Annotated in this window: 11 protein-coding genes; 8 read left to right on the top strand and 3 right to left on the bottom strand. The window is 62.0% G+C overall.

Going from position 1 to position 13,399, the window contains the following annotated elements; genetic code table 11:
• Positions 1 to 260: 260 nt before the first annotated feature.
• Positions 261 to 1,193, top strand: coding sequence for a class I SAM-dependent methyltransferase (locus tag PST29_RS30690; protein WP_082729169.1), 933 nt, complete (start codon positions 261 to 263; stop codon positions 1,191 to 1,193).
• Here the strand turns inward: PST29_RS30690 and PST29_RS32355 are convergent.
• Both PST29_RS32355 and PST29_RS04055 read right to left on the bottom strand, forming a co-directional pair.
• Complete coding sequence (locus PST29_RS32355) at positions 1,123 to 2,427, bottom strand: sugar transferase (protein WP_232513196.1); 1,305 nt, start codon at positions 2,425 to 2,427, stop codon at positions 1,123 to 1,125. The genes PST29_RS30690 and PST29_RS32355 overlap by 71 nt on opposite strands.
• Positions 2,424 to 3,482 carry a nucleotidyltransferase family protein gene (locus tag PST29_RS04055; protein ID WP_258230329.1) on the bottom strand — a complete coding sequence of 353 codons (1,059 nt, stop codon included), beginning with the start codon at positions 3,480 to 3,482 and terminating at the stop codon, positions 2,424 to 2,426. The genes PST29_RS32355 and PST29_RS04055 overlap by 4 nt, the downstream gene beginning before the upstream one ends.
• Positions 3,483 to 3,688: 206 nt before the next feature.
• Between PST29_RS04055 and PST29_RS04050 the strand changes: the two genes are divergently transcribed.
• Genes PST29_RS04050 through wecB form a run of 4 tightly spaced genes read left to right on the top strand, consistent with a single transcriptional unit; the run spans position 3,689 to position 9,601 of the window.
• Complete coding sequence (locus PST29_RS04050; protein WP_108544157.1) at positions 3,689 to 4,987, top strand: hypothetical protein; 1,299 nt, start codon at positions 3,689 to 3,691, stop codon at positions 4,985 to 4,987.
• Positions 4,984 to 6,735: a glycosyltransferase gene (locus PST29_RS04045; protein WP_060842440.1), complete on the top strand. Its 1,752-nt coding sequence runs from the start codon at positions 4,984 to 4,986 to the stop codon at positions 6,733 to 6,735. Before PST29_RS04050 ends, PST29_RS04045 begins: the two co-directional genes overlap by 4 nt.
• A complete protein-coding gene (locus PST29_RS04040; protein WP_082729167.1) occupies positions 6,732 to 8,516 on the top strand; it encodes an ATP-binding cassette domain-containing protein in 1,785 nt (594 codons plus the stop codon). The genes PST29_RS04045 and PST29_RS04040 overlap by 4 nt, the downstream gene beginning before the upstream one ends.
• On the top strand, positions 8,507 to 9,601 hold the full coding sequence (gene wecB, locus PST29_RS04035) for a non-hydrolyzing UDP-N-acetylglucosamine 2-epimerase (RefSeq protein ID WP_060842438.1): 1,095 nt from the start codon (positions 8,507 to 8,509) through the stop codon (positions 9,599 to 9,601). The genes PST29_RS04040 and wecB overlap by 10 nt, the downstream gene beginning before the upstream one ends.
• A gap of 52 nt (positions 9,602 to 9,653) precedes the next feature.
• Here the strand turns inward: wecB and PST29_RS30680 are convergent, their stop codons facing one another.
• A complete protein-coding gene (locus PST29_RS30680; RefSeq protein WP_159426268.1) occupies positions 9,654 to 10,370 on the bottom strand; it encodes a class I SAM-dependent methyltransferase in 717 nt (238 codons plus the stop codon).
• Positions 10,371 to 10,451: 81 nt separating this feature from the next.
• Here PST29_RS30680 and PST29_RS04025 point away from each other — a divergent pair, with 81 nt between their 5' ends.
• The 3 genes from PST29_RS04025 (at position 10,452) to PST29_RS04020 (ending at position 13,391) form a co-directional block, all read left to right on the top strand.
• Positions 10,452 to 11,201: a hypothetical protein gene (locus PST29_RS04025; RefSeq protein ID WP_060837454.1), complete on the top strand. Its 750-nt coding sequence runs from the start codon at positions 10,452 to 10,454 to the stop codon at positions 11,199 to 11,201.
• Positions 11,202 to 11,269: 68 nt separating this feature from the next.
• Entirely contained in the window at positions 11,270 to 11,428 is a 159-nt protein-coding gene (locus tag PST29_RS32090) for a hypothetical protein (RefSeq protein ID WP_159426267.1), read from the top strand.
• A 37-nt stretch (positions 11,429 to 11,465) separates the two neighbouring features.
• Complete coding sequence (locus PST29_RS04020; protein ID WP_082729165.1) at positions 11,466 to 13,391, top strand: asparagine synthetase B family protein; 1,926 nt, start codon at positions 11,466 to 11,468, stop codon at positions 13,389 to 13,391.
• The last annotated feature ends 8 nt before the right edge of the window (positions 13,392 to 13,399 follow it).

Here is a 13,399-nt window from a genome sequence, read left to right as displayed (position 1 = left end):
ATCGTAAGGCCCAATAGGTCTTGCTGTAGGCGTTGTATGCATCATTCCAACCTGATGGGCCTGCCTGCACAAACGTGAAGGTGGTCTGCTAGTCACGGGGCAAAGTGCGAGAATTTGACACAGCGACCAGGCCGCTGCAATGCGCTGACCGTGTTTGGAACGGCCAATGAATAGAGACAGGTCGTTACCATCGTCTTGCGGACTGCTAGAGTGCTGCCTCTTTTACGGACTCCTTCGATTCAATGCGGGAACAGGCATAGATGGCATTTTCTCTGCTCAATCAGCTTCGCCAGATCAATCGACATCTGGTCGAGCTTCCCTGCCCTGGCTGCGGGCAAAACGATCCACAGCTTATCTGGCGATATGACCGTTATTTTCTGCGAGTCAATCTGTCGACCTGCCGTCATTGCAGCCTGGTTTATCTGGCGCGTGGCCTGAAGGGCGACACCCAGGCACGCTTCTACAGCCAGCTATACCCCCGCCTCATGCGACAACCACCAGCCAGCAAAGCGATGTGGAACTATCGGCTGCTCGCAGGCTATCGCTTTAGCGAGATCAGCGCCGTTGTAGGTCAATGCCAATCGGTGCTGGATATCGGTGCCGGCCTGGGGTTTTTCCTGGATGCCTGTCGCGCCCAAAACTATGAACACTATATGGGCCTGGAGCCAGGCGGCCCTCAGCGCGATCATGCGGTACAGGTGCTGGGCTTGGGCGAACACGTTCGCCCTGAAGAGCTCGACGAACACACGCAACTGCCTTTCGCACCTCGGCTGGTGACATTGTTCCATGTCTTGGAGCATCTTCAGGAGCCGGGCAAAGCACTGGCTCGGATAGCCAAGCTGATGGATCCGCTGGGCTGGCTGGTGATCGAGGTCCCGGATATCGAGGCTGACTGGCCCGAGCTTGGCCTGTTGCAGGTGCATGTTTCGCACCGCAGCTATTTCTCGGCGCAAACCCTTGAGGCATTGTTGAGCGCCAATGGGTTTCATGCCCAGCACTGGCGCCGGGAAGCCCACGGAATCTACGAAGGCAATCTGCGCGTGTATGCGCGGCTCAACGCACCGGCGACACCTACCGTCGCGCCACTACCACCGCAGGCGAACGACATCCGAGCTCACATCCTCAAACAGATTCGGCCTCTGAGTCTGCGTAACGGCTATCCGCGGATGGCGTGGCGGCTTGCTCGTCTCTAGAGGGGGCCGAGACCGCTACACGCTCAGGCTCACAGCGCCCATGGCCGCTGCGCAACAGCGCCATCGGTGTGGCCAGCAGAATAAACAGGTCCAGCCACAGCGACTGGCGCGCAATGTATTCGAGGTCATCGCGCACCCGTGAGGCCATATCGGATACGGCGCGGGTTTCCCCACGCCGACCACGAATCTGGGCAAGCCCGGTGATACCGGGCCTGGCGGCTTGCCGCGCGGTGTAACCACAGACCTTGGCGCCATAATGCAGGTCATGAGCGACCGCATGGGGCCGTGGGCCGACCAGGGACATATCACCGCGCAACACGTTGATCAGCTGTGGTAGCTCATCAATGCCCCAGTAACGCATCCACTTGCCGAGCGGCGTGACACGCGGGTCATCGAGGCGCGCCTGGGGCGCCAGCAGGTCACTACCAGCGGCCACCCGCATGCTGCGAAACTTCAGCACGGTAATGATCGAGCCCTGCAAACCCAGGCGCTGCTGACGAAACAGCGCCGGCCCGCCGTCCTGCAGGCGAACGATCAGTCCGATAACCACCAGCAGCGGCGCACAGCCGCAGAGCAGTACGGCCGCGACGAGTAGATCGAACAAGCGCTTGGCCGCCGCAGCTCCTGGCGAAAAAGCATGCACATCCTGCATGGGCAGCGTGGGGCACCCGCCTTCCAGATGCTGGGGCGGCGTTGCGTGCAGGCAGGTATCGAAAATCACCACCTGTTCTGACAGCTGCCGGCTTGGCTGCTGCGTCAGCAGGCCCAGGGCCTCTTCATGCGACAAGCGAACGGCGGACTGCCCATGCTGTTCCGTGAACTGACTGACATGTGGGCAAGCGCCCGCCAGCACGACCCTGGGCACGCCGGGACGCCAGGCTGCGACCCGATCATTGCCCACCTCGAGCAGGGCAAGCGTGACACTGGCCAACAGCAGCCAGCCCAGCGACCACGACACCGATAACGAATAGCCGAACAGCCCCGCCAGACAGGCCAGCACGCCCAATCCCAGAAGCAGTTGCCCGATCCCGGTAGCCAGGCGTTCGGCCAGGCGATGGCGGGGACGTATCAGTGCCCAGTCCAGCCCCATGAACTGCAGCGCGGCCGCCAATGCCAGGCCCCAGGTGCCAGGCCAGGGAACCCCGGACTCGACGACCCAACCTGCCGACAAGGCACTGGCGGCAACGCCCAGGCCACGAACCAATAAACGAGAGAGCGGAATGGCAAGAGTCAAACTTCGTGCCCCCGCTGGCGCAGCGCCAGCCGCAAAAGGCGCACGAACGGATAGAGAAAGCTCAGCCCGCGCGGCAGTGCCAGCCACTGGAGGTCCTTTGCCGTCGGGCTCAGCCAGCCCACCAACGCCTGCCAACGGGCCGCCAGCGTGTCCTGCAAGGCAATGTCCAGGCTCACGCGTTTGAACAGACCTTGGCCCATCGCCACCTGGTCATCGCTCAGAGACCTGCGCAGCGCATCCAGTGCCAGCTCGACCATCTCCCGACTTGCCCGGCAAGGTCGGCGCACCTGCTGCAGAGGCGCCGGAACCTGCAGGCCGAACAGCAGGGTCAGCAGGCTGAGGCAGGTATCCAGCATCGCGCAGGTGCCGCTGCGCTTTACCTGGCTGGCGAGCAGCTCAAGGTCCAGGTCGGGGCACTGCAACAGCGCGTGTATATCCATCAGCCAGATCAAGCGGCGGAAGCAGTGCTGGTTGGCGTGGGCAATCAAATACGGCAGCGCATAGGCCGGCGCCAGGCAGATCACCTCGGTACCTTGCAGGTCGAGCACCTGGGTCATTCGCTGCGGGGCGTGGAGCAAATGCTGGTGACGCAGAAGGCGGCGGTGCAGCTCGATCCGCGGCAGCTGCCCGTGAGCGAGCACCAGTTCATGGGTGGCATCGGGCAGGGGCCACTGTTGGCCAGGAGCCACGTGATAGCCCATGTCCTGCAATATGGCCAGGGCCTCGGGCCACTGTTCCGTCGGCAGCAGTACATCCAGGTCCACACCACCCCGTGCGCCAAGATTGCCGTAGGCCTGCACGGCCAGCGCCGGCCCTTTGAGCGCCAGCGGCTGCAGACCTCGCGCGGCAAATCCCGTGACCAGGCGCTTGAGCCCGGCCCCCAGCGCCAGGGCCCGTATGGCAATGCGCTGGCGTTCGGCATTCAGCGCTGCCAAGCAAACGGGGGCCTGGCTTTTTAACCTGTCGGGCTGCATCAAGCCCGCCACCCCATGGTGGCGGATGAACTGGCAAAGGGCGGGCACGGCGGGAGCGCTGAACGGCTGCTCAAAACCCATCAACCACAAGGTTGCCTGCAGCAGTTCGACATGATCTCCATGGAGGTCATCGGCGTTCTGCCCGGGAGCGCTGGCGGTACATTGAGAATGGGATATGGCCATAACGGGGCGTGCATCCTGTGCACTAGACAAGCGGCTGATGGTAGTTGGCAACTCAACTGCCTAGCTGTAGCGTGGCTGGCATAAGAGAAATCGGATCTTACCCCATGAAGTCATCCGCCTGGCTACGAGAATCTTTCTCGGAGCACGTCGAATACATACGCCAGCAGTTCGGCCCGGATGCGGCAGATGTTCGCCATGAGCTGTTCTATCTGCACGCAGGAAGAAGCCAGGTCGCGGCCGGAGTCCGCGCCCTGGGGGCCCTGCTGCGTGATTCCTGGCTATTGCTCAGGCACAAGAACCCTGGCCTCAACGTGCAAGGGCACAAGCAAGCCATCCTGTTGACCACCCTGGCTGGCGTGAGTGGCTGGAGCACCCTGGAGCGGGCACTGCCCGCCCTGGCAGCGGCGGGCTATGCGCCGCTGGTGCTGTTGCACCCGCGCCTGGCCATCGATGATATCTCCCCAGGTCTGAACTGCATCCGCCCCGCGCGACCAGGCCTGCAGGCGTGGCGCTCGGCCTTGCACGTGTTCATCGCCACGCTGAGGCAACAGCAGCCGCTGCTGCTCGCCAGTTGCCTGGCCCGCCGCGCGCTCTGGACCGCCAGCCTGCGGCGGACCCTGATAGGCAGCCGAGGCGTCGTGCTGTTGCACAACGATTTCGATCTGATGAGCCGCGCCGCGATTGGCCAGGGGCTGCCCAGCATCTGCGTGCAACACGGCATTGCCACGGATGAGTTCTTCCCGACCCGGGCCGACTGCTACTTGGTATGGGGAAACGCCAGCCGTCAGGTGTTCGAGGCCAATGGCACCCCGAGCACGCAACTGGTAGAGGACGCATTGGGCCGGGGTCAGCAGCCGGAGCAGGCTGCGCGTGCCCCTGAGGGCATTGCCCTGCTCTCGCAGACCCATGCCCGGATACTGGGCGAGGGCATTGGCGAAACCCTGGCGACCTTTGCCCACGCGCTGCTGCAAATCGCCCCGGATACCCGCATTCTGCTGCACCCTCAGGAAGACCAGCCCTACAGCGGTGCGGCCGCATGCGCCACTCGCCGTCCACCGCACCCGGAGCTGCAACCCCGGGCCGCCATACCGCAGCTGGTGGTGGGCTACTGCTCCACCGCCATGCTGGAGGCAGCGCTGGCCGGGCATTGGGTGGTGGCGTTGCAGTTGGCCTTGCCTGGAAACCGGGCGGTACGCCAGGCAATGGCGGCGCCTTTACAGGCCGCGACAGCCAAGCAAGTGGCCGGCCTCTATCAGCGTCTGCGCGATGACCCGGCCTTTCGCCAGGCCACCGGACAGGCCCAGGCCCAATGGTTGCGCAGCCACTTTGCCAGGCAAACCAGCGGGCTCGCCGGCTTGCTGCAACAGCTCCAGCAGCCGGCAACGCTGGAGTCCGTGGCATGAAGATACGGGTACTGCATATCAGCAAGGAGTTCGACCCCCTGTCCAGTGGCGTGGCCCGTCATATCCAGGGGTTGGCCACGGCCATACAGGCCGATGACAGCACCCGCATCACCATCCTTGCCCCGCAGGTCAATGTGGCCGGCGACGGGCTCGACGTACGCCAGGGGGGGCATCGAAGCCTCTGGTCCGCCCTGGCCGAGCATGACCTCGTGCATGTGCATGGCGCCCGGACCCCAATTGCCGCATTCGCCGCACTGCTGGCCGTCGTCCGTGGCCGGCCCCTGGTGTACACCCCGCACTGTTACTACGACACGGGCTCCAGGTGGCGACAACTGCTCAAGCGCCTGTGGGACTGCACCGTCGAGCGCCTGATGGTGCGCGCCGCCAGCGCCGTGGTGCTGCTGCACAAGGGCTGGGAGGGCGACCTTGACCGGCGCGGCTTGCAGCCCACGCGGACCCTGATCATTCCCAACTGTATTGATGATCACCGTCAACCTGCCGTCGCCAGTCCGGTGCCGCTGGAGGGGGCGCCCGCCTTGCTGTCCATCGGGCGTCTAGATCCGGTCAAACGCCTCGACGATGTGATTGCTGCGCTGAAGACGCCCCCCCTGGCCCAGGCCATTCTGCACATCGTCGGTCAGGGCAGTGACCGCCCACGCCTGGAAGCCCTGACGGCACAGTGGGGTCTGTCCTCGCGGGTGCGCTTTCATGGCTGGCAGGACGATGCCGTTACCCAACAGATGATGGCCGGCTGCAAGACAATGGTGCTGGCTTCCGAACGCGAAGGCATGCCGACGGTCATCCTCGAGGCGTTGCTGGCCGGTGTGCCTATCGTCTGCTCGGATATCGAGGGGTGCCGCGCCATCACCGACGCCGTTGGCTGGAACGGCGTGTTCGCCCTGGGCGACATCCCGGCCCTGGGCGCGCGTGCCGCCCAGTGCGCGCAAAGCCAAGTACCGGCCAGTGTGGTAGAGGCCGTTCGCCAGGGCTTCACCTGGCAGCGCAAAGCCGCCGAGCTGGTGACCTTCTACCAGCAGGCCGTGCAGCGATCGCGGCCTACCGGCTGGATGAAAAGGCTGGTGCGCTATTTGACCGACTACGACAACCCGCGCGCGCTCGCTACGCGGCTGCGCAGCCGGCGTATCGGGCCACTGCGGGACATGATCGAGCAGGCATACGCCCGGCATGGCCATGTCAATCTGCTGGATGTGGGAGGGACACAAAAATACTGGAAAATTTTGCCGGCGACCTACCTGGCCTCACGCCGTGTATCCATCACGCTGCTCAACACTCAGCCCGTACGTCAGCCCCCCCTGCACCCCTTCAGTGTACTGTGCGCTGATGGCTGTGACCTGAGCCTGTTCGAGAACGGTGCCTTCCATATCGTGCATTCCAACTCCGTGATCGAGCATGTAGGCAGTCCGGAGCGTGTCGAACGTTTTGCCCGGGAGCTTGTGCGCGTCGCCGAACGCTACTTTATCCAGACACCGGATTTCTGGTTTCCACTCGAACCGCACTGCATGACGCCTTTTTTTCACTGGCTGCCGCGTCGCCTCAGGGTCGGACTGGTACGCCAAGTGGCACTGGGGCACTGGCAACGCGCCGCGAACCACGAACAGGCCGAGTTTCTCGTCGATAGCGTCCGCCTGCTGACCCGTCGGCAGATGCAGGTTTTGTTCCCCACTGCCCGTATCATCCGCGAACGAATCCTGGGCTTGCCCAAATCCTTGATCGCCGTAGGCCCATGAAACTTGTGAAACCCTTTGCACTGTTCGACCTTCCACCGCGGGCACTGGCCTTCGTCAGACGCTCTGGCGCCAGCACGTCCAGCATTGTGTCGATGCTGGCGCTGCTGCTGGGCAAGGCCGCCATCGATACGCTCTGTGCGCTGCTGGTGGCGATCCTGTTGGGCTCGCTGCTACCGACGGTGCGTACCTCCTCCGGTTGGTATGCGCAGCTTGAAATGCAGTGGTCAGCGTTTGCCGGTAGCGGCGTATCCGCGCTGCCCCTGCTGGTGGTGGCCCTGGTGCTGGGCAAGGGCGTGCTGGCGCCGCTGCTGTCTGCCGCGCGCAGCCGGCTGATCGACGCCTGGACACTGATGATCTCGTTGAGCATTTTCCAGCACGAACTGGACCGCCCCGTTGCCCAGCTCTCAAACACAACGGCGCAGGGCAGCAATGTGGCCGTCAACTACATGGCGCCCAGAATCGTCATAGGCACCCTCCTGCCCAGCCTGGAGCTGCTCACCGAAGTATTGGTGGTCGCTCTGCTGCTCTGTGTATTGCTGGCTCTGGAGCCCCTGGCGACGGCGATGCTGCTCGGTGCGTTGCTGCTGGCCGCCGGCGCTGGCGGCGCCTTGTCTGTGGTGCTCAACGACATCAGGGAAACGCGCAGGGGCGAAAGCCAGGTGCTGATGCAGCGCTGGGTCACCGACAGCATTGCCTGCCTGCGCGAGATACACCTGTATGGCCGCGTGCAGGCGGTACTGGAGCGCTATTACCCAGTGGCCAAACGCTTCGCCAGAGCCACGGCCCGGGAACGCACGCTGATGGAGGTCCAGTCCCCCGTCATGGAGCTGTTTTTCCTGATGATGCTGGTGCTGTGCGTACTGGTAGCCAGCAAGGGAAGCGGGCAAACGGACCTGCATGCAATGGCCTTGTTTTCAGCCGTGGGCTTGCGTTTGCTGCCAGGTTTTCGGCGGGTGCTGTTCAGCCTGCAGACGCTGCGCTTGTCCCGCCCGTATTTTGAGGAGTTGACCTCGCCCGACTCGCCCTCCCGAACAGCCCCAGAGGCCGTCCAGCAGCACATGGCACCTGCTCGCGCCCCGCTCCAGCCAGTGCTGCTGTGCGAGGCACTGGAGTACCGGTACCCCCAGGCCAGCCAGGCAGTGATCCACAACCTGAACCTGAGCATCGGCCAAGGGGAGTGGCTGGGTCTGGTCGGCGAGTCGGGCGTGGGCAAATCGACATTGGTGGATGTTCTGATTGGTGAGCTGCAGCCAAACCAGGGCACGCTGCAATGGCTCGACCTGCCAGCGGAGCACCGGGCCATCGGTTACGCCTCCTCCGGCACCACGCTGATTCCAGGCACGCTGCGCGACAACGTGGCCTTTCTGGGTTCCGGTGCAGAGCAGACGCTCAACGACGCACTGGCCATCACCGGTGTCGACGCTCTGCTGAACCGCCTTCCCCAAGGCCTGGACACTCCGGTGGAGGCCTTCGAGCAACAGCTATCGAGCGGCGAGCGGCAACGCATCGGGCTTGCTCGCGCGGTTGCCCACGCCCAGGTGCTGCTGGTTCTGGACGAAGCCACGGCAGCCCTGGACCAACTGAGCGAGAGCCGCTTTCTGCAAGCCCTGCGCGCCGCAAGGCCCGAGCTTGCCGTGGTGCTGATCACCCATCGCCTCACCGCTTTGCGCCATACCGACCGTAACATGCTGATGGTCGACGGCGCGCTCAAGGACTTCATTTGTCCGCCCGAGCCGGAACCGACTATCGATTTTGCAGGGCGTTCCCACTCATGCATCTAGCCTTTGTACTGGGCACGCGCCCCGAAATCATCAAGCTTTCCTCGCTGATTAGTGCCTGCATTCGGCAAGGTATCCGCTATACGTTGATCCACACCAACCAGCACTACGCCGCGGCCATGGACAAGCTGTTCTTCGACGAACTCGAGCTGCCTCTCGCGCATTTCAATCTAGGGGTGGGGTCTGATGTCGCGGGCTCGCAAGTGGCGCGCATGGTCATGGGAATCGAACCGGTACTGCAGGCCGTTAGGCCGGACTATGTGATTGTCCAGGGCGACACCAACAGCTCGTTGGCCGGAGGGCTCGCTGCGCGCCAGGCTGATATCCCGATTGCCCATGTCGAGGCTGGTTTACGCAGTTTCGACAAATCTATGCCGGAAGAAACCAATCGAATCCAGCTGGACCACATGTCCGACTTCTGGTTCTGCCCCTCGGCATTGCAGGTCGAGCTACTGGCCAATGAGGGCATCCACGGCGCCAATGTGCATATCACGGGCAACACCGGCATCGATGCCACCCTGCGCTATGTGCACAGCTCCCGGGCACGCTCGGGAATCCTGGAAAGGCTGGGGGTGCAAGCCGAAGGCTACCTGCTGCTGACCTGTCACCGGCCTTCCAACACCGACGACATCGCGCATTTCGCCAGACTGATCGAAGCCGTTCAGCGCTTGGCTGAAGCGCGCAACAGGCCAGTGATTTTCCCCGTCCACCCACGGCTGGGCCGGGAGCACTGGAAAATCATCGACAGCTCGTCGCCTATAAAGACCACAGATCCCCTTGGCTATATCGACATGCTGGCCTTGCTACAAGGCGCCGATCTGGTACTGACCGACAGTGGCGGCCTGCAGGAGGAAGCCTGCGTGCTGCAGCGCCGCTGCCTGGTGCTGCGAGCCAATACCGAGCGCCCGGAAAGCCTGGACAGCGGGGGCTCCAGGCTGGCGCCCGTGGTGACGCAAAACAGTTTGATCGATGCTGCAGATGAACTGCGTCATTCAAGCGTTACCTGGAGCAATCCATTTGGCGACGGTCAGGCCTGGCAACGGATTTTGCAGGTGTTGCGAGATGACTTCGGCACACGCCGGGCATAACGCCAGTAAAGGCCCGCAGCGATCCCCGCGGGTCCAGACTGCAGATTAAGCGCTAGCGCGTCATGTTCGATGAGGCAAGGGGCGCTGGTCGCTTGCGGTAGATGCCGTCGTCCCCCGGTACGCCGGGCAGCAAGCGGTCGTCCCGTCCATAGATCGGCGAAGCCTGCGCCGCCTCGCCGTGCAGGCACTCGAACAGACCCGCCGCGCCCGTGTCGCCGAGACGGAAGTTGGCATGGCGGATCACCAGCAAACCACCCGGCTTGAGCACCCTGGCCAGGTCGCCAAGCACGCGATCAAAGTCGGCGAAGCGAATCCAGGCAGAACAGTCAGTGGGGCTCTCGCCCAAGGCGCCGTGGCGGAAGACGGCCATCGCCATCACCAGGTCATAGCTGGCGGTCATTTCCAGCGCAACGTCACCCGCACATACGAAGCTCAGGCGGGGCTCTCGCCCCTCACGCTGCCATCGCGCCCGGCACCGGCCAATACGGCCCGCATCGATATCCACGCCACGGATATGGGCCTGTCGAAAATAGCGGGCCAGGCTGAACACTTCCTCGCCGGTAGAGCAGCCGAACGATAGGAGGCGCGTTTGCGGAGTGTCTGCCAGTACCTGGCGAATTGACTGGAACAACTCGGGGTAGCGATCTTCTCGCGTCGTGCCGTATGGCTGAAACAAGCCTTGTGGACGCCGTCGCATCAGGAGTGCAGAACTCCGTCGTTCACCGCCGCGCAAAACCTGCACCAAGAAACGCACCCATTCGTGAAACAACCAAAGACTCCTCATTTCGCTTTACCGTAATCTCCACGACAAGGAAACTGTCCACCAACAAACGATGCGGAGCGGGTTACCTTGACCACCACCAGCACGGACTTTCTGAACCTCAAATTGGGTAAGTCCACTATTGGGCAAAATCTCCTGATCGCACGCGAAAGAGGCGATGTAGTTCTGCATGAAGATGACACCTGGGAACTGTCGCGTCCTGTCCAATTGAATGAAACCTGGGTAGTTGGTCCCATCCGCACACCATTCCCCTGCGGGAAGCTCTTGGGCTTCCTGTTCCGTCAGGCCTACGGTCGAGCGGCCGTCCCGGTAGGCTGCCGCCACTGCTTCAAGGTCCAGATACGCCCAGCCAACTTGGAACAGCTGATTGCGACCCAGAAGATCGCGCATGACCTACCCTATGCCTACAAGGCCGGCGCCAGCCTGAATGCACGCTACCAGGCCGGTCCCTACCGAGTCCTGTTCCATCTGGATGGACTGCAGAATGCCCGCGAAGCTTACCAGCAGGTACTTGAAAAAGTACTCGATACACCTGAGCTTGGCGCCAGTGTCTCGGTCAGCATAAAGCGTGGCTGCTCCGAATATGAGGTCCATTGCGGCCCTTCAAGCGAATTCACCTTCAGCGATGATCTCGCCGCCGCCGAGTTGGAGTTGCTGAAGCGACTGCGTCAGCCTGCTCCGCCAAAGCCGAAGCAGCACACGCTGACGATGATGAACTGGATGCAGGTTGCCTATCAGTTGGGTGACGAAAGCTACAAGAAATTCACCCAGGGCAGACCTTTGTACCCTGAGCCTGTCTGTTACTCGGCAAAACCTTAGCCAATCCCCAATTGCCAAAATGCGAGCAGTTGATATAGCTTGATCAGCGGACTTACAGGAGCAAGAAGATGGCCGAACAAGACACTAATGAATCCAACGAAACCGAGTCCCAACGTAAAGCCTGGGAGAAGCCAGAAATCGTTGAAGTCTCCATATCGGATGTGACCACCTCTATTTTCGCCACAAGCGGCAATGACGGTACGGTTGGCTTTTCGAACGTCTCCTGACCGGCATGCTCCGTCACTGTAAATCCCTGGCTCATCGATGAGCGCATTTGCCGGTCTGCTTTCCGCTCAGGCCATCCCTGCGGAACTACCTGAACATTTTGCAGCAGCACTGGATGCGCCAGGGCTCGAGCAATCCCGGCACTGGTCTCACCCGGGCCTTCACTTTACCCATCGTCTACGTATAACAGCCCCGGAGGATCATCAGGATCATCAGCCCGCACTTCGGCATGATGTCCCTCTGGTGTTGGTATTTGACGGTTACCTGATTAATCGCATCGAGCTGATAGACGCTCTGGCGCTACCCAGGGAAGCACATGGCTGGGCCGACAGCGCCATTGCCTTTGAAGCAATGGCGCGCTGGGGAGCGCGCGGTCCCGAGCGCATGCTCGGAGATTTTGCGCTAGTGGTGTGGAATGTTGCTGATCGTAGTCTACTGCTCGCACGTGACGCAGTTGGTCAGCGCCCCTTGTACTATCACCAGAAGGACGGGCTCTTTGCTTTCGCCACAAACCCGGCAGCCCTACTGGCAGTTCCCGGCATCGATCGCGAGCTAGACGAAGAGCACTTCGTCGCCCTGCTCTCGGACTTGCCCGTGGCCGACAACGGCACACCTTACAAGCATCTGCGCCTTCTACCTGCAGGCTCGGTGGCAATACTGCGCTCGGGCCAACTCAAGCAACATTTCTACTGGACGCCTGAGCAACGAACCGAGCTCCGCTTGCCCAGAGAAGAGGAATACGTCGAGGCAGCACGCGAATTGTTCGAGCGTGCAGTCAAAGACTGCCTGAGGATCGAAGGCCCGGCATTTTCCTCGCTCACAGGAGGATTGGACTCCTCCGCCGTGTCGGTGACGGCCGTGAAACACCTGCCAGGCAACTCATTGACCACCATCACCTGCCTGCCCGCCGCCAACACCGAGCTGCTGGATTCAAATCAGCACTACATGAGTGAGCGACGTTATGTAGAGAGCATCTGCGAACAGACACCCGGATTGCAGCCTCTGTTTTTCAATGGGCCAGTGCAGCATCGATGGGATACCGACTGGCTACAGATGTTCCAGCTGACAGGCGTCCCTTGGCGAAATGTGATGAACCTGGCCTGGATGGGCTCCGCCCGGGATCACATAAGGCGGCAAGGTGGGCGTGTACTGCTGACCGGAGCGCTCGGCAATGTGACTTTGTCTTGGGATGGACAGGGCACCCTTACTGGCTTGATGAGGGATGGCCGCTGGCTGAAGGCCTTTCAGGAATCACTCGCCCAGGCCCGCACGAGCGGACAAAACGCGGCCATTGCGCGCCAGATATGGCGCTCCACCCTGGCCCCGTTTGCTCCAGAGATCATTCAGCAATCAATAGCAAAACTGCAAGCCAGGTCGAGCGCTTCCGAGTGGGGGCATCTCTATCCAATTGACCCGATGATAAAGGCGCGCATTCGAACCGAAGAGGGGGCCAAGCGGCGCAAGCAAATGGCTTCTATGGCTAGCTGGCAGCTACGCCAGGCGTGGTTCCGGGAGCGCCAGTCAGCGCTACAGGCAACGGGACTTGTACGTGCCCTGCATGGCTTCGAGGTTCGCGATCCGATGGCTGATCGGCGCTTGCTGGAATTCTGCTTTTCACTTCCCGACAGCCTCTACCTGCAAGGTGGCGTAACTCGTCTACTCGCCCGTCGAGTCACAGCGGATCGCCTGCCTGGCGAGGTGGTCAACAACCGCAAACGCGGCATGCAATGTCCTGAATACCTTCATCGAATGAGTATGGTGCGCCCTTTCCTCGGCGAACGACTCGAAGAGCTGGAGGCTTCCCCGCTGGCCCAACGCCTGCTGGACCTTAAACGAATGAAGGCCCTCCTTTCGAACTGGCCGAACCGACCAGCGAGTCCTGAGCATCTGATCGTTCTACACCGAGGTCTTCACTTTGGCGCATTCCTGCGTTGGATCGAAACTGGCCGCCAGTTCCAGGGTTGACCTTCATC

The sequence above is a fragment of the Pseudomonas sp. St29 genome (genome assembly GCF_001547915.1).
Classification (GTDB): Bacteria; Pseudomonadota; Gammaproteobacteria; order Pseudomonadales; family Pseudomonadaceae; genus Aquipseudomonas.
The sequence above is the reverse complement of the archived record's forward strand: the minus strand, read 5'-3'. Positions and strand labels throughout refer to the sequence as shown.

Coding starts and splice junctions, on each gene's coding strand:
- PST29_RS30690 (WP_082729169.1), top strand. CDS start 261: ATGGCATTTTCTCTGCTCAATCAGCTTCGCCAGATCAATCGACATCTG.
- PST29_RS04055 (WP_258230329.1), bottom strand. CDS start 3,482: ATGGGTTTTGAGCAGCCGTTCAGCGCTCCCGCCGTGCCCGCCCTTTGC.
- PST29_RS04050 (WP_108544157.1), top strand. CDS start 3,689: ATGAAGTCATCCGCCTGGCTACGAGAATCTTTCTCGGAGCACGTCGAA.
- PST29_RS04045 (WP_060842440.1), top strand. CDS start 4,984: ATGAAGATACGGGTACTGCATATCAGCAAGGAGTTCGACCCCCTGTCC.
- PST29_RS04040 (WP_082729167.1), top strand. CDS start 6,732: ATGAAACTTGTGAAACCCTTTGCACTGTTCGACCTTCCACCGCGGGCA.
- wecB (WP_060842438.1), top strand. CDS start 8,507: ATGCATCTAGCCTTTGTACTGGGCACGCGCCCCGAAATCATCAAGCTT.
- PST29_RS32090 (WP_159426267.1), top strand. CDS start 11,270: ATGGCCGAACAAGACACTAATGAATCCAACGAAACCGAGTCCCAACGT.
- PST29_RS04020 (WP_082729165.1), top strand. CDS start 11,466: ATGAGCGCATTTGCCGGTCTGCTTTCCGCTCAGGCCATCCCTGCGGAA.